Raw genomic sequence first — 24,086 nt, 5'->3', positions numbered from 1 at the left:
CAGAGTAGGTGCGGAGTGTCGCATGTAGCCTGATGCGCCACCTTCAGTGCCCCGTGTGCCCCTTGTTGCCCGGGTCCCTCATGGCGAGCTTTGGCGCCCTGTAGGGGACTCAGGCGGGAGGGGGACAGGGTGAAGCGAGGAGCGATCGCGAAGCAAAGTCTCACCGGCGCATGTGGAGTGTTCACCTGCTTGCTCATGGTGGCCTGTGAGCAGGGGCTGCCGGCGGGGGAGCTGACTTCCGAGGTGAACTCCCCGCGAGCGGTGCAGTCTCCGTCGTGGGAAGCGCCCACGCAGCCCGTGCCGGTGGCACAGCCTCCGCTGGTGTCGCAGCCTGGGCCGGAGGCCGAGGCTCCAGAGGCCGAGGCTCCGGAGGCCGCACCGCCTGCTCAAGCGCCACAGCCGCCTCCGCCGGCGTCGCAACCGCCAGCGCCGCCTCCGCCGACGCAGCCCCAGGCTCCGGAGCCCACGGGGCAGAGCTGGTTCGTGAGCCCGAGTGGCTCCCAGGGTGGGCGGGGCACGCGCGCGTCACCGCTGAAGACCCTCAGCCAGGCCGTGGCGGCCGCGAGACCGGGCGACACCATTCGGGTGCTCCCGGGCGTGTACTCGGAGCAGCTCACCCTCGAATCTCGCGGTGCCAACGCCGCCGCCATCACCATTCGCGGAGAGGGCACGCCGCTGCCCACGATCGTTCCGAGCAGTACCCGGCGCAGCGCGGTCATCATCGCCCGGGGGCGCTACCACCTGGAGAACCTGCACATCGATCTCGGGGGCGCGGCGATGGCCGCCGTCGTCTTCGAGCGCACGGCCAGCAACTCCCGGCTGATCGGCAGCGAGCTGCACGGCGGGACGGCCGGCGCGGGCGTGCTCGTGAGTGGCGCGGCGAACATCACCATCGAGAACAACACCATCCACCACTTCATCAAGCCGCGGGATGACTCCCACGGCGTGCTGGTGGTGGGCCCGTCGCGCAAGGTCACCATCCGGGGCAATGACATCCACGACAACTCGGGCGACTCGGTCCAGTGCCAGGCCTCGGGAGACCAGCCCGCCGACGAGGTGATGATCGAGGGCAACACGCTGCACGACGAGGGTGAGAACGCGGTGGACATCAAGCGGTGCCATCGCGTCACCGTGCGCAACAACGAGATGTCGGGGTTCCCCAACACGGCGCGCCGGCCGGGGGGCAGCTCCGCCGGCGAGGCGGTGGTCATCCACGAAGCCGCGCGCACCATCGTCATCCAGGGCAACCTCATCTCCCAGGCGGGTCGTGGCGTGTCCGTGGTGGGCGGGAGCGCCATTCCCGAGGACTTGCGGATCCTCGGCAACACCATCCAGGACATCCGCAACGTCCCGGCGGGCAACGGCCAGGGCATCCGCATCGAGGTTGCCCGGAACGTGCAGGTGGCGGACAACGTCATCCAGGACACGGCCAGCTACGGCCTGATGGTGGCCGCCGACGGCAAGGTCGTCTCCGGGCTCACGGTTCGTTACAACACCCTGCGGGGCGGCCCGCAGCAGCTCCTGCTCCGGCTGGGGCACGAGCTGCACCGGCCGGGGAGCCTCCTGCGCGGAAACCGTTATCGCCGGGGCGGCATCCTGAAGGGCGATGGCGTGGCGGAGAAGCTCGGTGGGGTCCATGCCCCGTATCGGGGGAAGTTCTCCGGAGAGCAGCTCACCCTCTCTTCCTCGGAGAAGCTCGAGGCGTGGCGGAGTGTGCTCGGGGTGGACCAGGACTCCTGGTTGCAGGACTGAGCGCGCGATCTCGCGCCAGCGCGCCATAGCGCTTGAGCTTGCGGTACAGGGTGGCGGCGCCGATGCCGAGCTGGCGCGCCGTCACCGTCTGGTTTCCCGCGTTGGCCTCCAGCGCGGCCAGGATGTAGTCCCGCTCGAGGGACTCCAGGGTGCGGATGCCTCCCGTGATGACGGGAGCGGGCAGGGCCCCTCGGACGTCCTCGGGCAGGTCCTCCCGATCGATGCGCCGGCCCTGAGCCAGGGCGATGGCGCGCTCCATGGCGTTCTCCAGCTCGCGCACGTTGCCGGGCCAGGTGTGCCGGACGAGCTGGTCGGCGGCGCGGGGCGTGAGCGAGGGAGCAGGGCGCTCCATTCTTCGCGCCGCGGCCGTGAGCAGCCAGCGGGCCAGGGGCAGGATGTCCTCGCGCCGCTCGCGCAGCGGGGGCACCGGGAGCTCGACGACCCGCAGCCGGTAATAGAGATCCTTCCGGAAGTGGCCTGCTTCCACCTCGCGGGCCAGCTCCTGGTTGGTGGCGGCCAGCACACGGACACGGATGGGCCGATCGCGGTTCTCTCCGACGCGCCGGATCTGCCGCTCCTGCAGGGCGCGCAGGAGTTTGACTTGGACGGACGGGGGTAGCTCTCCCACTTCATCGAGGAACAGCGTCCCGCCGCTCGCGGCCTCCAGCAGTCCTGGCCGGTCCCGCACCGCTCCGGTGAAGGCACCGCGCGCATGGCCGAAGAGCTCGCTCTCCAGCAGCGTCTCCGTGAGGGCCGCGCAGTTGATGGCCAGGAAGGGACCGGAGGCTCGGGTGGAGGATTCATGGATGAGCCGGGCCACCCGCTCCTTGCCGACGCCGCTCTCGCCGGTGATGAGCACGGTGGAGTCCACCTGTGCCACCCGCCGTGCGAGCTCCAGCACACGGCGCATGCCTTGGCTGCGCGCCACGAGGCCGGACGGGTCCTCGCGTTCGCTGTCGACCTGGGCTGGGGCGTGCGTGCGTGCGGCGTGCTGGCGCTCGGCGTGCGCGAGCTTCGCAGTGGCCTGGCGCAGAGCCACATCGAGCCCCTCCTGCTCGAAGAAGGGCAGGTGGGGCTCCAGCTCCGTGCCCCATTCCTCCCGCGTCCTCGCGCGGAAGTGGCACGTCTCATCCCCGCGACCGATGCAGCGGTCCTCCAGGACGTAGATGCGTGTGCCCTCCGTGCGGCTGAGGTATCCGCTCGCGAAGCCGCAGAGCGTCCAGCAGACCGGCGCTTCGGCGCGGCCCATGTGCAGGCGGTGCTGCTCCGCTTCGTAGGAGGCTTCCATCGTGGCCCCTTCGGCGGAGAACGGATCCGAAGCCTCGGGCGCCAGGCGGATGAGGCCCTGGAGCCTGTGGATGAGCCCTCCCGCGTCGCGCCAGTCCCGGACGCTGTCCCAGACGAACTCCGAGCACAGGGCCTCGGCCATGCGCCAGCCGTGGGCGAACGCGAAGCGGGTGAAGACGGCCCGGGCCGCCGCGGGGCCCAGGGAGTCCACGAGCTGCTTGCGCAGCAGCCCCATGGCCACCGCGTCCAGGATGAGCGCTCGCTGACCGGCGAAGCGGACGGTGCCTTCCTCCGAATCGATCTCCAGCAGCTCGCGGATGTCGAGGTCCTCCAGGCGCATGCAGGGACTCCTTCAAATTGAAGGAACCCCTACATCGCTTTGACTGAATCCCGCAGGAGGGCTGCGCCGAGACGCTCGGTAACCAACGGAAACCACGAGGGGCCCAGGGTTGGCGCGGGACTTGTTGTGGAGAGCCCCGACCCTTCACCCCGAGGAGTACGCCAATGTCACGAGCTCTGGACCTGATGAGCCCCGAGACGCGCGCCAACCCGTACCCGCTCTATGCCGAGCTTCGACAGGCGGGCATCCGTCCGATCGAGCCAGGAGGCATGTGGGCCGTCAGCCGCTATGACGACGTGGTGGCGGTGCTGAAGGACTCCCGGCGCTTCTCCTCCGAGGGGCTGGGACAGGGGTTCCTTCCTCCCTGGCTCCCGCGCAACCCGGTCACCCAGTCGCTGGTGATGAAGGATCCCCCGCAGCACACACGGCTGCGAGGCCGGGTCAGCCGGGCGTTCGGGCCCGCGGCGCTGGCCGTGCTTGAGCCGCGCATTCGCGCCATTGCCGAGGAACTCGCCGAGCGGCTCGTCCGCCGCGAGGGTGAGGTGGACTTCATGGCGGAGTTCTCCCTGCAACTGCCCGTGCGTGTCCTCGGCCTGCTGTTCGGCCTGGAGCCCGCGCAGTACCCGAGGCTGAAGGAGTGGGCGGACGATCTGGTCAGCCTGCCCGCGGGGCGACACCCTCCCGAGGAGCAGGCGCGGCTTCGCGAGAGCCTCGCGAGCCTGGAGCGCTGCTTCGAGGGGCTCATCGAGGCCCGGCGCGCGGCGCTGGGGGACGATCTCGTGAGCGAGCTGATCCGCCCGGACGCGGATGGCTCCGTCCTGTCCCACGACGAGCTCATCAGCTTCCTCTTCTCGCTGCTGCCCGCGGGGGTGGAGACCACCGTGTACCTGCTCGCGAACACGATGGTCGTCCTCTCCGAGCACCCGGAGGAGCGGGCGCGGGTCTTGGCCGACCGCGGCCTCATCCCTCGCCTCATCGAAGAGGTCCTCCGCTACGAGCCTTCCGGACACTCCAGCCTCCGGCTCGTGACGGAGGACACGGAGCTGTCCGGGGTGCGCCTGCCACGCGGCGCCATGGTCGTGGTCCTGTTGGCCTCCGCGCTGCGGGACGAGCGGCAGTTCCCCCAGGCGGACCGCTTCCTGCTCGACCGGGAGAAGCCGAGCCACCTGGCCTTCGGCCACGGAATCCACTACTGCCTGGGAGCGCTGCTGGCCCGCCTTGAAGCGCGCCTCGGCCTGGAGGCCCTCTTCTCACGGCTCCAGGACTTCTCCCGGACCGGCTCCGAGCTCCAGTGGTCTCCGTCGCTGATTGCCCGGGGGCCCCTCGCGCTGCCGCTTCGACTGACTCCGGCCTGAGCTATGGTGCGCCGCCATGCCAACCCCCCATATCTCCGCTGCCCCTGGAGACTTCGCCGAGGTGGTGCTGATGCCCGGCGATCCGCTGCGGGCGCGCTACATCTCCGAGAAGTTCCTTGTAGGTGCCCGCCAGGTCACCGCCGTTCGAAACATGTTCGGCTATACGGGCACCCACCAAGGCCGCCGCATCTCGGTGATGGGCCACGGCATGGGCGTCCCCTCCCTGTCCATCTACGCCACCGAGCTCATCAAGGCCTACGGTGCCAAGGTGCTCATCCGGGTCGGCAGCTGCGGTGCCATCCGGCGGGACGTGCCGCTGCGCAGCATCATCATCGCGGCCGGTGCGGGCACGGACTCGAAGGTCAATCGCATCCGGTTGCTGGACCACGACTTCCCGGCGGTGGCGGACTTCTCGCTGGTGCGGCGCGCGGTCGAGGCGGCCGAACGGCGCTCGCGCCTGGTGCGGGTGGGCTCCGTCTTCACCTCGGACCTGTTCTACCACCCGCAGGAAGCCCTCTGGGACGCGGCCGAGCGCATGGGCCTGCTCGCCGTGGAGATGGAGGTTGCCGGGCTCTATGGCGTGGCCGCGGAGTTCGGCGCCCGCGCGCTCTCGCTGCTCACCGTGTCGGACCACATCCGCACGGGCGAGGCGCTCTCGCCAGAGGATCGCCAGCTGACCTTCGACGAGATGATCGAGCTGGCCCTGGACGTGGCCGCCGCCGAGAGCCCCGCCGGCGCCTGAGCCCTCAGGGCTCTTCGCTCGGGGAGTCGCTTTCGGCGTAGGCCGGGGCCTCGGGCGCGTCCTTTCCCCAGGCTCCCGGCTCCTTCAGGACCCAGCGCCGCGCCAGCTCCTCACCCGCGCGGCGCAGCAGCCGGTCGGCACGGGCGTAATCTGGGTGCTCCGGCAAGGGGCTCGTGTCCCGGGCGGCCTCGAGTTCCGGGGCGAGCGCCTCGGCGTCCCGGAGCACCTCGTCCAGGGCGACCCGGCCGTGCTTGATGTCGAGCAGGCGCTCGCGCAGCGCGCCCGTGGCCTCGAAGACGGGGGTGCCGTCGCGCAGCCAGCCCGTGGCCAGGGCGATGAGCCGCAGGAGGTTGTAGGCGTTCTTGGGCCGCAGCTCCCGCGCGTCGGGTGGGCGCCGGCCACCGCCGCGCGCGTAGCGGGTGAGGGCGGCGAAGTCATTGGCCTCGATCAGCCCCTGATCGGACATCGAGCGGTAGAGCTGCTTGATGTACGTCTTGGCCGCGAGGATGCCGTCCTCCTGCGTGGGCGCCTGGCGCGGGGAGCGCTTCGCCAGCCGGTGGGCCACCTCGTCCAGATCGGGCGCGGGCTCCTCGCACAGCCAGTCGAGGACGAGGTCACGGTGCTCGGCCAGCCGCTGCGAGCTGGACAGCTTGTGGAGCTGGCTGAGCGCGTAGCGGCCGAAGCTGCCGAAGATGTTGCGCGACACGAAGGCCTCGCGCTCGGCCAGCAGCCACTCTCCGAGCACGTCCCGGGCGCGGGCGGAGGGGACGAAAAGCAGCTCCAGCGTGTTGGGGTCCGCGCGGAGCGCCTGGTCGATGGCCTTGCGGAACTCCCAGTAGGTGGTGCTGCCATCGGCGCTGACGAGATCCCTCGGCGCCTCGCCCAGGCCCCAGGTCCACGACTGAGGCAGGGCGAAGACGCCGCGCGCATCCGTGTCCGAGCCCTCATGCGCGAGCCCCCAGGCGCGCGAGCCCACGGTGGCTTCCAGCACGACGCAGGGCTGGAGCGACTCCCAGGCGGCGGCGCGGCGCAGGGCGAACTGCACCTGGCCCGGCTTGCGAGGGACCAGCTCTTCGCGCGCGTACCAGAGCTCTCCCACACCGACGATCTGCACATCGAGCCCGCCGTCTCGCGCGCGGACGACGCGGCCCACCATGCCCTGGGGCACGCGGCGCTCTCCGGCCACGCGCGCGACGCGGGTGATGACCTCTGTGCCGTGGGGAAGGGGAACGGACAGAGGGTCGACGCTCTCGAGACCCCGGATGCGGTGCTGGCCCTGGCTCATGGTGCCCGGAGGATACACCGCGTGCTCGGAGAGGACGGAGCCGGCCCGTTCAGCGCGGGCGCACCGCGGGAACGATGGCCGTGGAGCCCGCCTCGGCGCTCAGGGCGGGCACCGCGCCCTCGCGCAAGGCGATGCCCTCGGTCTGGCAGCCGCGGAAGAGCGCCTTCAACAGATCGGACTCGATGTCGTCGTGGCGGCCGAAGTCATCGATCCAGATCTTGACGACGTAGCGCTGGAACAAGGGCGTCATGCCCACGAGCCAGACCTTGGGGGCGGGCTCCTTGCGGATCTCGGCGCGCGACTCGCAGGCTTGCCGAGCGACCCGCTCGACCACCTCGGGCGAGGCGTCCAGCCGCACGAGGAACTCCACGTTGCGCGCGCAGACCTTGTCGGGGGCATAGAAGTTCTGCAGGCGCGCCTTGGCGATGATCGAGTTGGGGACGACGACGACATCCCACGAGAAGGTGCGCAGGTGGGTGGAGCGCCAGCCCATGGAGACGACCTGGCCCTCCAGCCCATCCACGAGGATCCAATCGCCGGGGCCAAAAGGTTTCTCCACGTGGAGCGCCAGGCCCGCGAACAGGTTGCCCAGGGTGTCCTGGAGCGCCAGGCCCAGCACCACCGTCACCACGGTGGAGGTGGCGAGCACCGGGATGACGTTGATGCCCGTGACGGAGCCGACGATCGACAGGACGACGACCGTGTAGACGACCAGCAGCAACAGGTGCCGAACGACCTCGGGCACCTCGATGCCCTTGCGCTCCCCCAGCCAGTAGTGGAGGACGAAGGTCTCCAGCGCCTCGATGATGAGGTAGGCGACGAGCAGCAGCTCGACGATGGAGACGGCGGTGCGGACGACCTCGTTCTCGATGCCGCGCAGCGCCAGGAAGGCGTGGAAGGCGATGAACAGGTGCAGCACGCGCGCGGGCAGCCGCATCCGCCGCACGAGCAGGTCATCGAGCTGCGTCTGCGTCCGCTGGGAGAAGCGGTGCAGCGCGGAGAAGACGAACCGATAGGTCAACTCGCCCAGCACGATGATGGAGGTGACGACCCCCAGCACGAAGGGCCACGAGGCCGGCATCCCGATGTGTTTGGCCCAGAATGCCGTCAACCACTCGTGACTCACGTCTTGGCTCCTCTCTCGGTGCGGTTCAGGGGATGATGTCAGGCGTTGGCGGCGCCCGCGAGGATCAACGTGATCGAACCGCGTCGGGACGGCACAATGCCGAGCCTGCAGTCCTGCTCCGGGAGTCTCCATGCGCGTCACCCTGATGTCCGGTTCATCCCACCCTGCGCTGGGCGAGGCCGTCGCGAAGGTGCTCGGTCTGGAGCTCGGGCGCTGCGTCGTCGACCGCTTCCCGGACGGAGAGCACCACGTCGAGGTGGCCGAGGAGGTGCGGGGCTGTGACGTCTACCTGCTCCAGCCCCTGGGGCCGCCCGTGGACTCGCACCTGATGGAGCTGCTCCTCCTGGTGGACGCGTGCCGGCGCCGGGGGGCCGCGCGGGTGACGGCCGTGGTGCCCTACCTCGCCTATGCCCGGCATGATCGCCGGGAGACGGGGCGTGAGCCGCTGGGCGCGCGGCTGGTGGCGGACATGATCCGGGCCGCGGGCGTGGACCGGCTCATCTCGGTGGACCTGCACAGCCCGGCCGTGGAGGGCTGCTTCAACATCCCCGTCGAGCACCTGAGCGCCATGCCGCTCCTGGCGGAGCACCTGCGCGGCACGGCGGCTCCCCGCTCGGTCATCGTCTCTCCGGACCTGGGGGCGGTGAAGCGCGCGGAGCGCTACGCGGCGCACCTGAAGCTGCCGGTGGCCGTGGTGCACAAGCGCCGCATGAGCGGCTCCGAGGTGCAGGCCCACAACATCACCGGCGAGGTGAAGGGCTGCGCGCCCATCCTCGTGGACGATATGATCTCCACCGCCGGCACCATCGAGGCGGCGGTGCAGGCCCTGCTGGAGGCGGGATGCGCCCCGGACGTCACCGTGGTGGCCAGCCATGCGCTGCTGGTGGGCCCCGCGATCGAGCGGCTCCAGCGCCTCTCCTTGCGCCGCCTGCTCACCACCGACAGCGTCCCCAGGCCCGAGCGGCTCCCTGTGCCGGTAGAGGTGGTGTCGATCGCTCCTCTGCTGGCTCGCGCCATCGAGTCGTTGCACTCGGGCGCGCAGGGCCGCTGAGACAGCTCTGTCTTTGGTGACAGGGAATCCCCGAGCCCCTGAAAACCACGGGATCTTCTGGGCAGTCCGCCTTCCACGCGGAGTGAGTGTAACCCAGCGACCAGAAGGGAAGTATGAGGGGGCGTCCCGTCGTTAAGTGCCCTATAAGAGCGGGTAGGTTGGGTGGACCTGATAGGTCTGATACAATACATAGAATTTCAGCCACCTGGGGTTCCCGACAATGGACATGGTGTTCTCCCCCATACGCCCAGATGAGCTGACGCCTGGGACGCTGGTGGGGAACTGGCGCATCCTCCAGCAACTGGGCCGGTGGGGCCACGGCGCCATCTACCGGGTGGAGGACGTGCGCAACCCGGGCCACCCTCTGGCCTTGAAGATGTCGCTGCGCGAGTCCGAGGGCCACTTTGATGAGTGGACGGCGCGGCTCAAGGCTTCCCATCCCAACGTGGTGAGGCTGCACGCGTGTGGGCGCTGGCCGCGCTCGCGCGAAGGCTTCTTCTTCGTCGTCCGGGACTACATCCGAGGCCAGGCCCTTCCGGGGTGGGCGGAGAAGGTCAACCCCACCTTCCTGCAGGTGGTCGCGCTGATGAGCCGGCTGGCCTTCGCGATCGACCACATCCACGGCGGGGACACCTGGCACCGCGACATCCGCCCGGACAACATCCGGGTGCGGGACGAGGATGGGGAGCCGGTGCTGCTGGACCTGCGGGCGGGCGGTAACGAGGGGGCGGACACCCTCACGCAGATGCCCCTGCCGCCGGAGACGCTGGTGTTCCGCAGCCCCGAGGCGCTGCGCTTCCTGCGGGTGAACTGGGGGCGGCGCGGCCTGCGCTATTACTTCCGGCCCTCCGATGATCTGTACGCCCTGGGGGCCACCGCTTACTGGCTGGTGACGGGGCACTCGCCGTTCTCTCCGAGCCTGTCGTTGGATCAGCTCCACCGGGAAGCCGAGCTGCGGATGCCGCCGGCTCCCTGGGAGATCAACCCAAGGGTGCCCCGGGGTCTGGGCACCGTCATCCTTCGGCTGCTGTCGAAGATCCCGGACGAGCGCCCGCGAAGCGGGGGAGCGCTGAGCGCGGAGCTGATGGCGACGATGTCCGCTGGCAACCGCATGGTCTGGGCGTCGCGGGCCTTCGCCTGGGAGCAAAGCGAGGGAGGGCAGGCGTCGCGTCGCATCCTCGTGCCGGAGCCACCCCGCTTCTATTCGGTGGATGGGCCCAGGTTGCCCCAAGTCGTCCACTTCAACCCGCCCGCCAACCGGGCGGCCCAGCTCACCACGCCGAGCCCCCGGAGGGCGCGTCCCCCCCGGCATCTGGACGAGTCCCAGGAGCTCATGGGGCCCTGGTCCCGCATGATGTAGGGAGAAGCGCCGGGAATTCCTTGAGTTCAGTAGTGGCTGCTTGGAGGAGAGGCAGCCATGGCGGCCCGCCGTCCCCCTCATTAACCTGCCGGGGACTCAGCGGTTGAAGGGGTCTCCATGACTCAGCCTCAGCGATCCGCACCCGAGCTCTCTACCCCCAGCCTTCCCGCCGATGAGGCCGCGCTTCCCAAGCGCGGCGCGGTGGAGCGTGGGGTCTCCATCCCCGAGGTCCGCCCCGAGGAGGATGTGTTCGGCTACCTCCAGCGCGTCCGGGGGGCTTTCGAGCCGCGGCTGTACCAGCAGCTGCTGGGAGCGGCCAACGCATATAAAGAGGGGGACGAGGCCATCGGCGTGGCGGCGGCGGATGAGGTGTCCCGCGCCAACGCCCGGGCCCTGCTCTCGCGCACCCGACTGGGAGATCTCCATGCGCACCCACCGCTGGAGGATCGGCTGTACGCCTTCATGCTGGAGGCGATCGACGCCGAGGCTCGCGCGTCCACGGCGAGTTGGACGGTGGGGCAGCTGAAGGACTTCCTGCTCTCGGCGCGGGAGGAGGAGATCAAGGCGGCCTGCCGCGGGCTGGGCAGTGACGCCATCGCCTGCGTCGTCAAGCTGATGAGCGACGCGGAGCTCACCCACGTGGGGAGCAAGGTGTTCCACCCGCTGCCGGGCAGCCACCTGGGAGCGCGGGGCTACCTGGGGGCGCGCATCCAGCCCAACTCGCCCACGGATCACCCCGAGGACATCCGCTGGCAGGTGTTCAACGGCTGGTCCTTCGCGCTGGGGGACGTGGTGCTGGGCACCAACCCGGTGTCGTCTTCGCCCGAGTCGGTGGGAGCGGTGGAGGCCGCGCTGCACGACATCCTCGTCACCTTCGGGCTGGAAGAGGTGATGCCCCACTGCGTGCTGTCGCACATCGACATCCAGGCGCGGGTGGAGGAACTGCAGCCGGGCACCACGGGCATCTGGTTCCAGAGCATCGCGGGCACCGAGGCGGCCAACCGCACCTTCGACGTCACCCTGGAGCGGATGGTGGAGCACGCGGCCCGGCGCACGGGCCGATTTGGGCTCTACTTCGAGACGGGGCAGGGGGCGGACGCGACCAACGGGCAGCACGCCGGCTGCGACATGGTGTTGCTGGAGTCGCGCAAGTACGGCTTCGCCCGGGCGCTGAAGCGGCGCGTGGCGCTGGCGCAGATGGGGGCGGGGAAGGTGGCGGCGCCCTGGGTCCACGTCAACGACGTGGCGGGCTTCATCGGTCCGGAGGTGTTCCGCTCGAAGGAGCAGCTGGTGCGCTGCTGCCTCGAGGACATCGTCATGGGCAAGCTGCACGGGCTGATGATCGGCCTGGACATCTGCTCCACGCTGCACATGGACGTGTCGCTGGATGACCTGGGCTGGTGCCAGGAGCAGATCGCCCCGGCGAGCCCCGGCTATCTGATGGCGCTGCCGACGCGCAATGATCCGATGCTCAGCTACCTGACGACGGCGTTCCAGGACCACGTGCGCCTGCGCGAGCGCTTCGGCCTGAAGGTGGATGACCGGATGTGGGCCTTCTTCCAGGAGCTGGGCGTCATCGACGCGCAGGGCAAGCCCACGGAGCACTTCGGAGACCCGCGCTGGGTCTATGCACAGTACCGGCGGCGCAAGGGAGACACGCGCCCGGAGGCGGAGCTGCTGGCGGAGGCCGAGCGGCAGATGGCCGAGGTGCGCGCGCGCGGCGTAGCGCTGGCGACGGGGTATGGCGAGCACCCGTGGGACCTGGAGCCCGGGCTCGATCGCGAGGTGCGCGGCCACTACGAGGACGCCAAGCGGGGCATCTGGACGGAGCTGTCGGCCGCCTTCATCGAGACGATTCCCCAGGCGGTGCGGCTGCGCACCCAGGCGGCGGATCGCCGCGACTACATCCTCCATCCGGTGTCGGGCGAGCGGCTGGCGGTGGAGTCGGTGAGCGAGGTGCAGGCGCTGCGCTCTGGCCGGGATGGAAAGTGGGACGTGCAGCTCGTCATCTCGGACGGGCTGGATCCGCGCTCGCTCATGGATGCGGGGCACCTGGCACCGTTCCTGGAGTCGCTGCGCCGCGAGCTGGAGGCGGCCAACTACCGCGTGGCATCCGAGCACCTGGTGGTGCGCTACGGGCGCGTGCGAGCGGGCTACCAGATCGGCGAGCTGCTCTTCGGAGACGCGGCGGACACGTTGCCGAGGGCCCTGATCCACGTGGTGGGCGAGCGCCCGGGCTCGGGGCACCACAGCTATTCGGCGTACCTCACCGCGCCCACGGGGCAGGGGTGGGCGGGCAAGGAGCGCCCGGTGGATCACGATCTCACCCGGGTCATCGCTGGCATCTCGGACACGAGCGTTCGGCCCGAGGCGGCGGCGCGGGAGGCGGTGCGCATCCTCGGAGAACTCTGCCGGGGCTGAGGCCCTACTTGCCCAGCGGCTTGCTGTTGGTGATGGTGATGCCCCCTTCGGTGGCGGTGGCGAAGACCTCGCTGCCGGCGGGGATGTCGAGCTGGCTGCGCACCATCTTGGTGCCGAGCACGAACTTCACCTCGATGGTGTGCTCACCCGGGGGGAGGTCGCGTACGACGACGAGCTGAGACTGGCCCGCGCCTTTGCGCGCGCCATCCACGGACACGGTGCATTGCTTGGGGCAGCGCATGGTGAGCACGGAGGGGGTGGTGCCAGTGACCTTGGCCTCCTTCTCCTCGGTGAGGGGCTTGCTCTCGGTGATGGTGAGCCGGTTGCTGCTGCTGATCTGCGCCATCACCCGCATGCCCGCGGGCACGTCGGCGTAGCCGTTGTAGAGGGAGCGGTTGAGGAAGCCACCCGTGGCCTCCACCCGCCGCTGGCCGGGGGCGACGTCCTTGAACTCCCAGGTGCGCGGGTCCTTGCGCATGCCGGCCTTGCCATCCAACCGCACGGAGCAGTCATCCATGCAGCGCACGGTGATGGTGGAGTTGGCGCCCGCCTTGGCCTGCGCGGAGGGAGTCCCCTGGGCGAGGGCGGAGCTGGCGGCAAGGGTCAGCAGGACGATGGCGAGACGCATGGGAGCGGAGGCCTTTCGAGGAACAGGGAAGCGGCCCTGCCCCCTATCGTTCCGTGCGGTTGCGCGTCAACCGGGGTGCCCCGCGGTTCAGGGTCGGGTCAGCTCCCGCACGGCGCAATGCACGCCCTGGATGACCTGGGCCATGCGCGCGTAGTCCAGGGTGTCCCAGGTGTCGGTGGGCTCGTGGTAGCGCGGGTTCCGGAAGAAGGCGGTGTCGGTGACCATGGCGGCGCGGTAGCCTTCGGCCTGGTAGCTGGCGTGGTCGGAGAAGTCGATGCCCTCGAGGCTGGCGGGAGCGTTGAGGAACTCGACGGGCAGGGGGCCACCCGCGCGCATCGCCGTGGCGACCTGGCGAACGAGGCCGCCATCGTTCAGCTCACCCACGACGGCGATGAAGTTTCCGGTGGAGGGGTAGTGCCACCGGAGCTGAGGGATGGGGTAGTGCTGGCTATCCGGGGCGTCCGTGAAGGTGCCGATGGTCTCCAGCGAGAGCATGGCGCGAACCTTCACCCCGGCCTGGCGCAGGGATTTGGCGTGAACCCGGCTGCCCATGTGCTCGGTGCGGAAGTAGGGCGGCTCCTCCAGCGTGAAGCCCACGAGCTCCACGCGCACCGGTGGTGGGTGCTGGCCCAGGAGGTTGGCCAGCTCGAGCAGGCCGGCGACTCCGCTGGCATTGTCGTCCGCGCCCGGCAGCGGCCCTGCGGTGTCGTAGTGGGCGCCGATGACGAGGCGTTCCGCCGATTCGGGACCGAAGCGAGCAATGACGTTGCGGTAGCGGGTGTCGCCCACGCGGTAGGTCTGGGAGTCCACTTGACCACCGGCCCGGGAGAGGTGCTCGCTGAGATAGGTCGCGGCTCGTTCCAGGTTCTCCGGGTGGAGGGAGTCCCGAGGGTGGAACGTCTCGGACAGAGCACGCACGTGGGCTTTCAGGCGTTCAGGGTCCACCGTGCCGGGCTCACAAGGAGGTGGCGCCGACAGCGGCCGGAGCCACCAAGCGAGCCCGGCTGCGAGAGCCACAGCGCCGACCGCCAGCATGCCCAGTCCCCACCGAAGCCATCGCCGACCCATACGCTCCTCCGCAGGCGCCGAATGAAGCACCCTCAGGGCCGGAGGGAACATAGCGGACCCGGACTTCTTCCCGGAGCAGGGGAGTGCCCGTCACGGTGCTACGTTTCCGGGCGTGAGGCCGCCCTCCCCAAGGCTCTTGTTCACCCTGGTGGTCGTCGCCGCGCTGCTGATGCTCGGCGTCCTGCCCAGGGTGTTCGACTGGCTTCAGGAGCAGGAGCGCGCCTCGCGTCCGCCACGTGCAGGCCTGTTCCTCGTAGCGCGACCGGGCCGGGTGGACCGCAACTTCGACAAGACGGTGGTGCTCTTGATCGAGGTAGGTCCGGATCGGACGTGGGGGCTGGTGCTCAACCGGCTGCGGACGCCTCAAGACACGCCGCTACCCGCGGACGTGATGCGCTGGGGAGGCCCGGTGACGCCCGAGCGCCGCACGACGCTGATTCGGGCGCGAGAGAACCCAGAAGGGGCGCGGCGGATTTTGGAGGGGCTCTCCTGGCGCGAGGGAGTGGCACTGGAAGGCGATACGCTCACCTTTGCAGGTGTAGCGGGATGGCGACCGGGACAGCTCGAACAGGAGCTTGCTCGAGGAGGCTGGGTGTTGATGGATGCAAGTGCCGAGCAGGTGTTCTCTGAGCCTGGTGTGTTGTGGGCCGAGTGCATCGCTCGGCATTTCTGAGGATCTGGCGCTCCAAGGGGGCGTGCTGCCAAACTCGGGCGCACTCGCTGTCGAACGACGCAGGCAGAATCCCTTCCGTGAGGTCGCGACCATGCTGCACCGAGCCTGCATCGCACTTCTGTTACTTCTTTCGGCCTGCGCAACGATGGAGCCGAGCCCGACAGTGCCACTCGCCCAGGACGCGAGGATCGCCAACCTTCAGCGGGCGGCGCAGTACCCCTGGACGGATGATGGGCACTGCGTGGTGCAAGAAGCCTCCAACGAATGGTCGAGCCTGGTAGAGAAGTGCTACCACGCTCTCGACCGTGATCGGGTCAAGTTCCGCGATGTCACAGGAAGGTGCGCTGTCGCCTCCGCAGGGGCAGCTGCCGTGGGCATGGGGCTCTGTGTCTTTGCGGCACCTGAGATCGTCGTCGGAGCAGTGATTGTTGTTGGCGTGGTGGCGGTGGCAGTCGCCATAAAAGAGGAACTGGATGCGCATGAGCGGAACGCCTCCCGCGAGCGTGGGAAGCCCAAGACCCAAGCACAGCCATCCAACGAGCAGGAATCCGTCGCGAATCGAAAGGCCAAGCGGGAAGGGTCCCCGTTGGGTAGGGATTGGTTTCCCCCAGACCCGCCAGTCTCCTCGGATCCTCATGATCGTCGCCCCGAATGCATGCCCAAGCGGGCTTCGCATCGGGGCGGCAATGATCCGCACAACGAATGCGCCGACCCAATTCCGCAGAACAGCTTTCCCGGCTGGGATGTGCTCGTCAATGGCAAGCACTTTGACGCGCTACAACTGGCCACGCGCACGCTGTGGGAGGTCAAGACCGACAATTTCGACACGTACCCGCCCGACCTTCGAGCCATTGTGGTCGAGAGTCAGGTAGAGAAGTTGCGGCATGAGCGCGCTCTCGCTCTGGCTTGTGGATTTGACTTCCGGGTTGGCGTGCGGAGCCTCGCGCACAAAGCCGCTCTGGAACTCGCGGCCCCGGATCTCGATGGAATCATCGAAGTCATGAAGTGGTGCTGAGATGCCAGCTACACAAGAGAATGAACTTGCCATTATCGTCTACGCGCCCGCCCTCGTGGGCAATGATGGCCGCCCGTTGGCAGTTGTTCAGGGAATGGAGCGCGCACTTCCTGGCTTGCGCCTGGAGTGGACGATTTCTAGTGACGGGCAGCGCGTCCCAGTGCCGCAGCGAGAAGCATGGCTCGCCCGAGGAAGGCCAAACGGGCGTGGATTTCCACTCCTCCGCAACGGGGATGATGACTTCCGAGTTACGGTGACTGGGTTGGAACTACCTGCGGGCCACTCGCCGGGTGGCCAAGCCCAGCTTGATATTCATGCGGTGTTGCCCCTGACCGGAGACGGCATCGCGGCGGCTGCCGAGGTGCTGGTGAGCATCGCGGAAGGTGCTAGCGCATTTTGGGGGCATGCGACGCCGTTCAGTGCGGGAGTGGATATCGCGCGCCAGACGAAAAACTGGGCGACGAATCCGCAACCCCCACCGCGCGGGCTGCCAGCGCTCAAGCTCCCAGAGAAAATCCGAGCGCCAGAGATTCCGCACCGCCTCGGATGGGTGAATTACTGGTCGGCTGCTGCCGCAGAAGCCATCGGTTTCCCGGACCCCGCACGCGACGCCGAGCTGCTGGCGCGCTCGCTGCGCACCGCGACGAGCGGGTGGGTTGTCCGGCTCACGAATGCGCCGCTCGATCTCGACAAGCCCGCTCATTTGGAAACGCTTCTGCGGGCCTACGAGCGCTTCCCCGAGATCGGCGGGCGCTCTACCCCTTGATCGAGGTGAGAGCGCGATTTCGCTAGAGGTTTCGCACCGCCCGGAGCGGGTTCGATTGCCGCCGCTTCGATTCACCCTCCGACGCGCGCGGGCTACCGGCGCAGCAGGCGAGCCTCGACGCGGGCGCCGCGCTCCCTCGCGGGCGCATTTCGCATTCACGCCCGCGCGCCATTCTCGTAAATGCACTTTGATAAGCTTGGTGTGCTCGTGGTTCTGGCATTGCACACTCTCTGCTGATTGATGGTGGCCGGTGAATCTTGCCTTACGCTACCCTGCTGCGCCGTCACACCCACAACGGAGGCACTAAAAATGAGGCTGTCCCTTGTCGTCCTCGCACTGAACGTGGCTGCATGCGGTGGCGTCGAAGATCCTGAGCAGGCCAATGATGTCTCTGCGCAGCGACATCATCCCGCGATTTGCGGACCTGACGTGTGTGGAGAGGGCGAAATCTGCTGCGAGGTTACTGAGAGATCTCTCTTCTGCACTCCGGCCACCCATTGCTTCATTTCGGCTGACGGCGCTGTGAAGTCCCCTGCTCAGGACACCAGCACGGCTCGGGACTGATCGTCGCCGCGTCCTGCTCGGGCCGGTGGCGCCCACGTCGGACAGCTCCAGCTCGGCCCCGTGGCGCGCGCCAGGACGGCAGCCATCGCCGCCGCTTCCAGCTCGGCCGCGGCGCTAACGCCCTCGTCGCGACGGGGGGCGGCGAACTGATACGGATCGGCTTGCCTCTGACCTTGGAGGGGGGACAGACCGATCCCATCGAAGCGCGCGCCACTGGCCACACGATGGATCGGCGTGGCCAGTGCGAAGCGACTGGGGGCGCCCTGCATCCTGGGGGCGCCCCTGGTCGCGGCAGTTCACCGCGCCCGGTGAGCTGATCGGCTGCCTGCCTCTCTCCCTGCCATGCGCACCCGGCTTGGGTGTTTCGTGCTGGCGCGGCGCGCGAGGTTCCCGCGATGAAAGGTCACCAGACAGCACGGCTCGCAGAGGCCCTCGCTCGGCGCAAGGCCCGCAGTCGCCGTCCCCTGCTTCCTCGGGACGCGAAGCGCCAAGAGCAACGGCTCGGGGCAACGCTCGGAAGGGCATTGCGAGCGGCGCGGATGCGCGCGGGGTTCACCCAGGCCGACCTTGCCGCGAGCATCGGCAAGGCTCCGGAGGTCTACGGGCGGCTAGAGCGCGGGAAGATGCTTCCCAGCGTGCCCACGCTGTTCCGGCTGTGCGTGGCCCTGCGAAGTGGCCCTCACGAGCTGATGGGCTTTGCCCCCGTGGCCAGTCTGCCGCAAGCGGCACAGCTCGAAGTACCGCCCGAGCTGGCGCACTCGCCGGAAGTGCGGCGCCTCCTGCGCCTACTGGGACGGCTTCAAGGTCTACAGCTCAAGCTGATCTTGCGCCTCGTGCTGGCCTTCCTAGCTGAGCCCAAGCGCCCCCGGCGCCAGAGGAGAGATCGGAGATGAGCACGCCCACGCAGCAAGACGCCCGACGATGTTCTATCCCCTCAACACATGATGGGAGGGCCACTTTATGTTAGAAACCGGGCTAGCGTTCGACGGTGTAACATGAGGAGGCGGCATGGCCGGCGAGTGGAAGCAAAGTTTCAGGAAGATCCCGGATTCGATTGTGCGAGCGATCACTGACTTGGCCGACGATGAATTCCAGGTTGCGTGTGTGCTCTGGGTTAAGAGGTCGGAACTTGCGGAGGGGATGTATTCGCACCTCGGGATCACGCTCACGCCGAAGGGGTTGAAGGTGCTCGACGACGTCCTGCCCTCCCCTGAAAACGGCAAAGCGTCGCGCATCAACCTTGATGGTGAAGAGATTGTTCGGAAAGACCTGCCGAAAATCGAGAAGACAGCGACGTGGGAGGCCCCGAGTTGGGGTTCCTACTACCGAACGCACACCATGACCCGGAGCTACAAAGCCTACCAGAGAGAGTTCATCCCGGCGCGTGGACACACGATCGCGGTCGAAGTGCTGAGCGAACGCCAACGCGAGCAACTGGAATGGCAGATCAAGTTTGCTGTGTCCCAGGTGTTTCGCCGGAAGAACACCGACCCAGATGAACTTCTGTTCGCGCTCAATCTGCTCCAAGAAAATGTGGGAGACGTGGATGTAGTCTCAACGACCGCGAGCTACAAGGACTTTACGGCCTCAGTGAAGGTCGATTGGGAGATCTTGCCACCAGGAACGCGTGACCAATTGGTGAAAGCGTTCTTCAAGGGCAAGACACCCGAGCCCGCTGAAGAAAAGCGCTTTTTTGAGCGCTTTCAGGTTCTCAAGAAGCTGGATCCGAAGAACTGGCTCCGTGGCACGTCGGGCTTCCTCCGGTACTTCGGCGCGCAGTTCGCGGATGATCTCGTGGTCTTTGAATGCCTCAATTATGGGAACGCAGCCTACGTAATGTACGAGGACTGGGAGACCCTGAGCGCCAAGAGTCGCCTAGAACTGCTCAAAGGCAACGAGGGGGACTTTGATCGCGTCATCCATATCAAGGGCTGGGAAGCACGGATCGAAGAACTTGTTCGTGCACGCCGTGCACGCCGGTAAGGTTTTCGCCAAGAAGGCATTCGTCCCCTTTCGGCACAGCACTCAAGGCGCGCTTTCCAAGGGGACATCCGCCTGAAAACCCATGGAATCACGAGGTTCAGTAGGGGCGAAATGCTCCTGCTCCACCGCCCTGTGTTACCCCGTTCAACCGTAGGACGATCAGATCGGGTAACGGGCCTGGGGACCAAAAAAGGACCAAATCCACTGGACCCGTGCGGACGCGTGTGGACGCTTCGAGGGGCCGATCTTCAGAGGGAAACCGAGGGGGGCGCCGTTTTTCAGAGCGGGCCGGTTTACCCCCTACACGGCTTCGATTCCCGCCGCCTCCAAGCAGAACACCCCCTAGCTCTCAATCGCTCTCCCTTTGAGAAATGGGGCGAGGGACAGGGCACTGTTGCGTGCGAGGGAGGGGCATGGAGCGGCAGTGTCAAGCAGAGCGACGAGAGCGCCGGCTCCTGGCCACAAGTGCGCGAGACTCAACTTCGGCTGAGAGAGCGGAAGGATGGGGACGCGACCGACGGGAGTCCTCCCATCAAGTGATGATAGGAGGCAGCCATGCTCCTGTCGTCAGCCTTCCGCGTGTCCCTGTTCGTCCTTGTCGCCTTGGGGGGAGGGTTGGCGCCTGACTCCGCTCAGGCCCAGCCGATCCAGGTCGTCCTCACTGGGGATCCCATCGCACCGCTGCCAAACCAGCAGGGGACGGGGCTCTGCTCTGCCTCGAGCAGCTCCCAGAATCCCGCAGCCGATTTTCCCCAGAACGCAGCGGCCTATAACGCGGGCATCAACGCCTTCATGGAGACGCAGGCGGGATCTCGGCTCACCAGTGTTCTCCGCACGCCGCTGGACCTGTCGAACAACAACAGCTCGGGGATGCAGGCGAGCTACGGCGACTTCACCAACGCGGTACCAGGTTGTGGCGTTGGCGGTTGTGGCTTCGCTTACAACGGCACCACCACCTCCTTCGCCACGCGCCTGCGTGGATTGCTTGCCGTGCCGAACGACTGGGTGAGCCAGCCGGTGCATTTGGGCTTCTACACGGATGATTCCGTCAGCCTGACGCTCTTCGACAGGAACCAGACGGCCTACGCGGTCATCACCCGGCCACCGCAGATTGGATTCTCCGCCTGGCGAACCACGAACAGCGTGGTCTTCAACCAGCCGGGGCTCTACGGTATCGAGGTGCTCTACACCGAGAATTACGAGCATGCCGCGCTCGAGATGTCGTTCCTCAAGGGCGCGTTCACGGACTTCGAGCGCCCGGCACAGCAGGCGCCCGTCATCAATCTCAGGGACCAGGGCTTCGTGCTCTTCGCGCCCGAGCTGTTCTATCAGACCGAGCGAGGACACCCCTCGTCGATCGATCTCACGCAATGCACGCAGTGCGAGCGGCAGTTCGTCAACGCGCCAGGAAGCAGCGGCTGTGCTCCGGGCACCCATTGCAACAGCGCGGCGCTGTGCTCGCCCTGCAACACGGAACTCTACTGCGGAGCCGCATGCACCCCCTGCCAGGCGGCGACGCCCTTCTGTGTGAACCAGAATGGCGAGTTCGCCTGCGCGCAGTGCCGGCAGGACTCGGACTGCCCACCTCCCGATGCGTGCCACACCGTGGCCTGTAGCCCGATGGGGACGTGTACCTTCCCCTCCGTGGCGGATGGCACCGCCTGCCCAGGAGGCACTTGCCAGGACGGCTCGTGCGTTGCTGTCGATGCGGGGACGCCGGATGCCGGTTCGTCACCGGATGGGGGCGCGGGAGCGGATGCGGGCAGCTCTGGGCCCGACGCGGGAGGCTCGGATGAGGACGGAGGGACGACGCCGGGAAACCCGGATGGCTCGGTCTCCGGCCCGGACGGAGGCCCGAGCGAGGGCACGCCCGACTCCGGGACGAGCGCCGACGCGGGCACGAGGCCTGGAGGCGGGGACGAGACGGCGGAGGGGGGCTGCGGCTGTGGCAGCGGCATGTCGGCTCTGGCCCCTCTGGCGCTACTGGGCCTACCCCTGGTGCTGCGGCGGTTGCGGCGCAGGCAAGGGGCTCGGTGAGGCTTGGTATCTCCTAACGTCGAGCCAAGAGCGCACCCAGCAGCTGCGCTATTCTGGCCCCATGACCGAGCGCGACCCCTCGCCCGTGCCCCTCGCTCCCCGTGAAGCGCTGTCACGGGAGGTGGAACGGCTCCAGGAAATGCTCGAATCCGACGAGAGTTGGGAGCGGCTCGAGGTCAGGCTGCTGCCCACCCCCGAGCTGGAGGCTGGCGCGGAGCTGACGCCGGTGCTCAATGCGTTCCTCTCCGAGCTGGAGCTGTTCACCCTGGGCCCGGACTGGAGCCAGACGGGGTGGCACGAGCTGACCCATGAGGAGGCGGTGCGTACGCTGACCTACCTGTTGTCCGAGACCATGGCCTATGCCCAGCCCAAGCGAGAGCGCCTCCACGCTCGGGAGTGCGCACTCGCGTTTCTGGCACTCTTCGGCCCCTCGCGCCGTCTGCTGAGCAACTCTGACCTGCACACCGTGCTGCTGCCGGACGGTTCGCCACCCAAGACCGGTTGGGGCTACGGCAGCGGCAGGGCCCTGACTCCGGCCACCTTCGAGGGCGGCATCGTCGTCGTGGGCGCGGGCCGCATTGGCCTGCTTTGGGTCACTGACGAGGACTGAGGGCAGGGAGAGCGCAGTCTGCTGCGCTGTGGAATGCCGAAGCCGACGATGCGCCTCGGCTCCCGGGCTGAGTACACTGGGACCATGTCCTCCACACGGGATGAACCTGGACGCGTCGAGAGAATGGGGTTGCCACCCTCGGGCGGACTGCGCGAGCTGGGGTGCATTCGCGCGAAGGGCCCGTTTCTTGAACTCCTGGGGGCGCCGCAGCAGGAAGAAGCTCCGGAGACGGCCGTGGGGGAGGAGGGCATGCCGCCCGCCCCCGGACGTCAGTGGTGGCTGCGCGCGAGCTGCGGCCTCGAGTTCGTGCTCTGGCAGAACTTCGTCACGGAGGACCTCTTGCTGGTCGGTGACGAGACCGCAGAGCTCGCGCACATCGTCGCTCACCTGCCTTTCGACTGTGAGGTGCTCTCGCGCTTCCCGCCCGTGGCCGAGGAAGAGGCCCGCCGAGCGGGAAGAGGAGGCTGGCAGCTGTGGCGGATTGATGACCGGGGGAACCGGTTCGACCTGGAGCGCTTCTCGCGGGAGAACTCGGCGCGGTGCTACGCCTCGCTGCTGGAAGCGCGGGGGCACAAGCAGTCGTACTTCTTCGAGCAGAAGGGCCCGCTGCCCGCGCTACCTCCGACGGAGTTGGAGCCGCATCGGTGGGCGCTCGTCCGCCAGGACGATCATGGCCGCCGCTATCTGGTGACACGGGGGGCTTCACGGGTGGCGCTGGAGTTCCTCGCCGAGAGATTCAACCGTGAGCCCCGGCACAAGCAGCTCTTCGTCGTTGAGCGCTACGAGCCACAGGCCACGACTTGAAGCCGCGGGCGGGCGGAGCGGGCTACCAGGGACAGTTGACGACGTCCACGATGCGCTTCTGGAGGTTGGACCGGCGGCCGCCCGGATCCCTCGCCTCGTAGGTCAGCGTGTACCGACCCGCCGCCCACCCGTTCACATTGCCTGAGACCTGCACGGAGTAGGACACGTTGCCGTAGCAGGAGTCGTCGGCCCTGTACCCCGGCTCCACCCAGGCACTGCCACACGTGTGCCTCATGTACATCTCGCCCTGGAGCCGGAGCGTGGGCGGCACGGTGTCCCGCACGGTCACCGTGCGCAGGGCGCTCGTCGTCCCCTGACCGTTCCAGGCGAGGTACTGCACCGTGTAGTTCCCCTCGACGCTCGTGTTGGGGCCTGGGCCGTACTCATCATGGCCCGAGTTGTAGGACTGCACCGTCACCGCGCCACACGCGTCCGCGGCCAGCGCACCCGGATCGTTCCAGGCATTGCGGCCGCACTCCAGCGTCTCCTGGCTGTGGCCTTGGAGCGCGAGCACCGGCCCGGCGAGCTGCTCCGTGCAGGAGTCCTGGGGTAGCACCGTCACCAGACGCGTGCGTCGGGTGACATGCCCGGCCCGGTCCGACAGGGTGTAGGTGATGGGGTAGGTGCCTGGCATGTGGGGGTCGACCGAGCCAGAGATCCGAATGGGATAGTTGGCACCATAGATATCGCAGGAGTCATTGCCGGTGGCGCCCTGCTCCACGTACGGGGAGCCATAGGGCAGGAGCAGCTGCGCCGGGCCCCGCAGGGTGATGCTCGGGGGCTGGGTATCGATGATGCTCCAGCTCGTCGAGCAGCCGGCGGAGTTGCCCGCCATGTCCTGCGCCGAGACGCCGGTCCGATAGGTGCCCGCGCCGGGCGTATTGACGGGGTCTCTGTTCACATAGCCGATCCCGCAGTTGTCGCGCGGGAGGGAGGAGAGGTCGGACTCTTGGATGATGTACCCGTAGCCGAGGCACTCCCGGGTGCCGGCCTCGGGCTGGCAAAAAATCACCGGAGGCGTCACGTCGGGAGAGCAGCTGTCCAGCTCGGAGGAGAGGGTGCTCAGGTCCGCCACCTCCTCGGGAGGCAGCTCACCGCCGCAAGCCACGGCCAGCAGCAGGCTCCCCCCCATCAGCGCACGGGGCAACCAGCCAAGCCCATGATTCGGATGCAGTCCAAGACGCATGGTGTTCGTTCTCCGAGGGCACACGAGACACTC

Annotated in this window: 20 protein-coding genes; 14 read left to right on the top strand and 6 right to left on the bottom strand. The window is 68.0% G+C overall.

Annotated elements, in window-relative coordinates; genetic code table 11:
* Nucleotides 1-129 precede the first annotated feature (129 nt).
* The gene (locus SYV04_RS00940) at nt 130-1,752 is read left to right on the top strand and encodes a right-handed parallel beta-helix repeat-containing protein (RefSeq protein ID WP_321543646.1); all 1,623 of its coding nucleotides are present in this window, start codon (nt 130-132) and stop codon (nt 1,750-1,752) included.
* Here the strand turns inward: SYV04_RS00940 and SYV04_RS00935 are convergent.
* On the bottom strand, nt 1,673-3,379 hold the full coding sequence (locus SYV04_RS00935) for a sigma-54-dependent Fis family transcriptional regulator (protein WP_321543645.1): 1,707 nt from the start codon (nt 3,377-3,379) through the stop codon (nt 1,673-1,675). The genes SYV04_RS00940 and SYV04_RS00935 overlap by 80 nt on opposite strands.
* Before the next feature lie 164 nt (nt 3,380-3,543).
* Here SYV04_RS00935 and SYV04_RS00930 point away from each other — a divergent pair, with 164 nt between their 5' ends.
* Nucleotides 3,544-4,734, top strand: a complete 1,191-nt coding sequence (locus tag SYV04_RS00930) for a cytochrome P450 (RefSeq protein ID WP_321543644.1) — start codon at nt 3,544-3,546, stop codon at nt 4,732-4,734.
* A gap of 16 nt (nt 4,735-4,750) precedes the next feature.
* Nucleotides 4,751-5,476 carry a purine-nucleoside phosphorylase gene (gene deoD, locus SYV04_RS00925; protein WP_321543643.1) on the top strand — a complete coding sequence of 242 codons (726 nt, stop codon included), beginning with the start codon at nt 4,751-4,753 and terminating at the stop codon, nt 5,474-5,476.
* Nucleotides 5,477-5,480: 4 nt separating this feature from the next.
* Here the strand turns inward: deoD and SYV04_RS00920 are convergent, their stop codons facing one another.
* On the bottom strand, nt 5,481-6,761 hold the full coding sequence (locus tag SYV04_RS00920; protein WP_321543642.1) for a DNA polymerase beta superfamily protein: 1,281 nt from the start codon (nt 6,759-6,761) through the stop codon (nt 5,481-5,483).
* Nucleotides 6,762-6,810: 49 nt separating this feature from the next.
* A complete protein-coding gene (locus tag SYV04_RS00915; protein WP_321543641.1) occupies nt 6,811-7,887 on the bottom strand; it encodes a mechanosensitive ion channel family protein in 1,077 nt (358 codons plus the stop codon).
* A gap of 130 nt (nt 7,888-8,017) precedes the next feature.
* Here SYV04_RS00915 and SYV04_RS00910 point away from each other — a divergent pair, with 130 nt between their 5' ends.
* From SYV04_RS00910 to eutB, 3 genes are all read left to right on the top strand, one after another.
* The gene (locus SYV04_RS00910; protein ID WP_321543640.1) at nt 8,018-8,938 is read left to right on the top strand and encodes a ribose-phosphate diphosphokinase; all 921 of its coding nucleotides are present in this window, start codon (nt 8,018-8,020) and stop codon (nt 8,936-8,938) included.
* A gap of 226 nt (nt 8,939-9,164) precedes the next feature.
* Nucleotides 9,165-10,298 carry a serine/threonine-protein kinase gene (locus SYV04_RS00905; protein WP_321543639.1) on the top strand — a complete coding sequence of 378 codons (1,134 nt, stop codon included), beginning with the start codon at nt 9,165-9,167 and terminating at the stop codon, nt 10,296-10,298.
* A 117-nt stretch (nt 10,299-10,415) separates the two neighbouring features.
* On the top strand, nt 10,416-12,719 hold the full coding sequence (gene eutB / locus SYV04_RS00900) for an ethanolamine ammonia-lyase subunit EutB (RefSeq protein WP_321543638.1): 2,304 nt from the start codon (nt 10,416-10,418) through the stop codon (nt 12,717-12,719).
* A 4-nt stretch (nt 12,720-12,723) separates the two neighbouring features.
* Here the strand turns inward: eutB and SYV04_RS00895 are convergent, their stop codons facing one another.
* Both SYV04_RS00895 and SYV04_RS00890 read right to left on the bottom strand, forming a co-directional pair.
* Nucleotides 12,724-13,347 carry a hypothetical protein gene (locus tag SYV04_RS00895; protein WP_321543637.1) on the bottom strand — a complete coding sequence of 208 codons (624 nt, stop codon included), beginning with the start codon at nt 13,345-13,347 and terminating at the stop codon, nt 12,724-12,726.
* A gap of 87 nt (nt 13,348-13,434) precedes the next feature.
* Complete coding sequence (locus SYV04_RS00890) at nt 13,435-14,265, bottom strand: M28 family peptidase (protein WP_321543636.1); 831 nt, start codon at nt 14,263-14,265, stop codon at nt 13,435-13,437.
* A 262-nt stretch (nt 14,266-14,527) separates the two neighbouring features.
* Between SYV04_RS00890 and SYV04_RS00885 the strand changes: the two genes are divergently transcribed.
* The 8 genes from SYV04_RS00885 (at nt 14,528) to SYV04_RS00850 (ending at nt 22,867) form a co-directional block, all read left to right on the top strand.
* Nucleotides 14,528-15,088, top strand: coding sequence for a YqgE/AlgH family protein (locus SYV04_RS00885; protein ID WP_321543635.1), 561 nt, complete (start codon nt 14,528-14,530; stop codon nt 15,086-15,088).
* A 91-nt stretch (nt 15,089-15,179) separates the two neighbouring features.
* Nucleotides 15,180-16,103, top strand: coding sequence for a DUF6310 domain-containing protein (locus SYV04_RS00880; RefSeq protein ID WP_321543634.1), 924 nt, complete (start codon nt 15,180-15,182; stop codon nt 16,101-16,103).
* A gap of 1 nt (nt 16,104) precedes the next feature.
* On the top strand, nt 16,105-16,869 hold the full coding sequence (locus SYV04_RS00875; protein WP_321543633.1) for a DUF5953 family protein: 765 nt from the start codon (nt 16,105-16,107) through the stop codon (nt 16,867-16,869).
* A 1,088-nt stretch (nt 16,870-17,957) separates the two neighbouring features.
* On the top strand, nt 17,958-18,326 hold the full coding sequence (locus tag SYV04_RS00870; protein WP_321543632.1) for a helix-turn-helix transcriptional regulator: 369 nt from the start codon (nt 17,958-17,960) through the stop codon (nt 18,324-18,326).
* A 115-nt stretch (nt 18,327-18,441) separates the two neighbouring features.
* Entirely contained in the window at nt 18,442-19,416 is a 975-nt protein-coding gene (locus SYV04_RS00865) for a hypothetical protein (RefSeq protein ID WP_321543631.1), read from the top strand.
* A gap of 555 nt (nt 19,417-19,971) precedes the next feature.
* Nucleotides 19,972-21,453: an outer membrane exchange protein TraA family protein gene (gene traA, locus SYV04_RS00860; protein ID WP_321543630.1), complete on the top strand. Its 1,482-nt coding sequence runs from the start codon at nt 19,972-19,974 to the stop codon at nt 21,451-21,453.
* Between the two features lie 139 nt (nt 21,454-21,592).
* Nucleotides 21,593-22,063, top strand: a complete 471-nt coding sequence (locus SYV04_RS00855; RefSeq protein WP_321543629.1) for a hypothetical protein — start codon at nt 21,593-21,595, stop codon at nt 22,061-22,063.
* A 123-nt stretch (nt 22,064-22,186) separates the two neighbouring features.
* Nucleotides 22,187-22,867: a hypothetical protein gene (locus SYV04_RS00850; protein WP_321543628.1), complete on the top strand. Its 681-nt coding sequence runs from the start codon at nt 22,187-22,189 to the stop codon at nt 22,865-22,867.
* Nucleotides 22,868-22,889: 22 nt separating this feature from the next.
* Here SYV04_RS00850 and SYV04_RS00845 read toward each other — a convergent pair whose 3' ends face one another.
* Entirely contained in the window at nt 22,890-24,053 is a 1,164-nt protein-coding gene (locus tag SYV04_RS00845) for a DUF5011 domain-containing protein (protein WP_321543627.1), read from the bottom strand.
* Nucleotides 24,054-24,086: the final 33 nt, after the last annotated feature.

The organism is Hyalangium ruber, assembly GCF_034259325.1.
GTDB lineage: Bacteria > Myxococcota > Myxococcia > Myxococcales > Myxococcaceae > Hyalangium_A > Hyalangium_A rubrum.
Note: the sequence above shows the minus strand (reverse complement) of the source record. Positions and strands in the feature narration are given on the sequence as shown.

Excerpts from the sequence above, each read along its gene's own strand:
- SYV04_RS00865 (WP_321543631.1), top strand. The coding sequence starts at position 18,442 with ATGGCCGGCGAGTGGAAGCAAAGTTTCAGGAAGATCCCGGATTCGATT.
- SYV04_RS00880 (WP_321543634.1), top strand. The coding sequence starts at position 15,180 with ATGCTGCACCGAGCCTGCATCGCACTTCTGTTACTTCTTTCGGCCTGC.
- SYV04_RS00905 (WP_321543639.1), top strand. The coding sequence starts at position 9,165 with ATGGTGTTCTCCCCCATACGCCCAGATGAGCTGACGCCTGGGACGCTG.
- SYV04_RS00910 (WP_321543640.1), top strand. The coding sequence starts at position 8,018 with ATGCGCGTCACCCTGATGTCCGGTTCATCCCACCCTGCGCTGGGCGAG.
- SYV04_RS00845 (WP_321543627.1), bottom strand. The coding sequence starts at position 24,053 with ATGCGTCTTGGACTGCATCCGAATCATGGGCTTGGCTGGTTGCCCCGT.
- SYV04_RS00930 (WP_321543644.1), top strand. The coding sequence starts at position 3,544 with ATGTCACGAGCTCTGGACCTGATGAGCCCCGAGACGCGCGCCAACCCG.
- SYV04_RS00920 (WP_321543642.1), bottom strand. The coding sequence starts at position 6,761 with ATGAGCCAGGGCCAGCACCGCATCCGGGGTCTCGAGAGCGTCGACCCT.
- SYV04_RS00855 (WP_321543629.1), top strand. The coding sequence starts at position 21,593 with ATGCTCGAATCCGACGAGAGTTGGGAGCGGCTCGAGGTCAGGCTGCTG.
- traA (WP_321543630.1), top strand. The coding sequence starts at position 19,972 with ATGCTCCTGTCGTCAGCCTTCCGCGTGTCCCTGTTCGTCCTTGTCGCC.
- eutB (WP_321543638.1), top strand. The coding sequence starts at position 10,416 with ATGACTCAGCCTCAGCGATCCGCACCCGAGCTCTCTACCCCCAGCCTT.
- SYV04_RS00850 (WP_321543628.1), top strand. The coding sequence starts at position 22,187 with ATGGGGTTGCCACCCTCGGGCGGACTGCGCGAGCTGGGGTGCATTCGC.
- SYV04_RS00935 (WP_321543645.1), bottom strand. The coding sequence starts at position 3,379 with ATGCGCCTGGAGGACCTCGACATCCGCGAGCTGCTGGAGATCGATTCG.
- SYV04_RS00895 (WP_321543637.1), bottom strand. The coding sequence starts at position 13,347 with ATGCGTCTCGCCATCGTCCTGCTGACCCTTGCCGCCAGCTCCGCCCTC.
- deoD (WP_321543643.1), top strand. The coding sequence starts at position 4,751 with ATGCCAACCCCCCATATCTCCGCTGCCCCTGGAGACTTCGCCGAGGTG.
- SYV04_RS00875 (WP_321543633.1), top strand. The coding sequence starts at position 16,105 with ATGCCAGCTACACAAGAGAATGAACTTGCCATTATCGTCTACGCGCCC.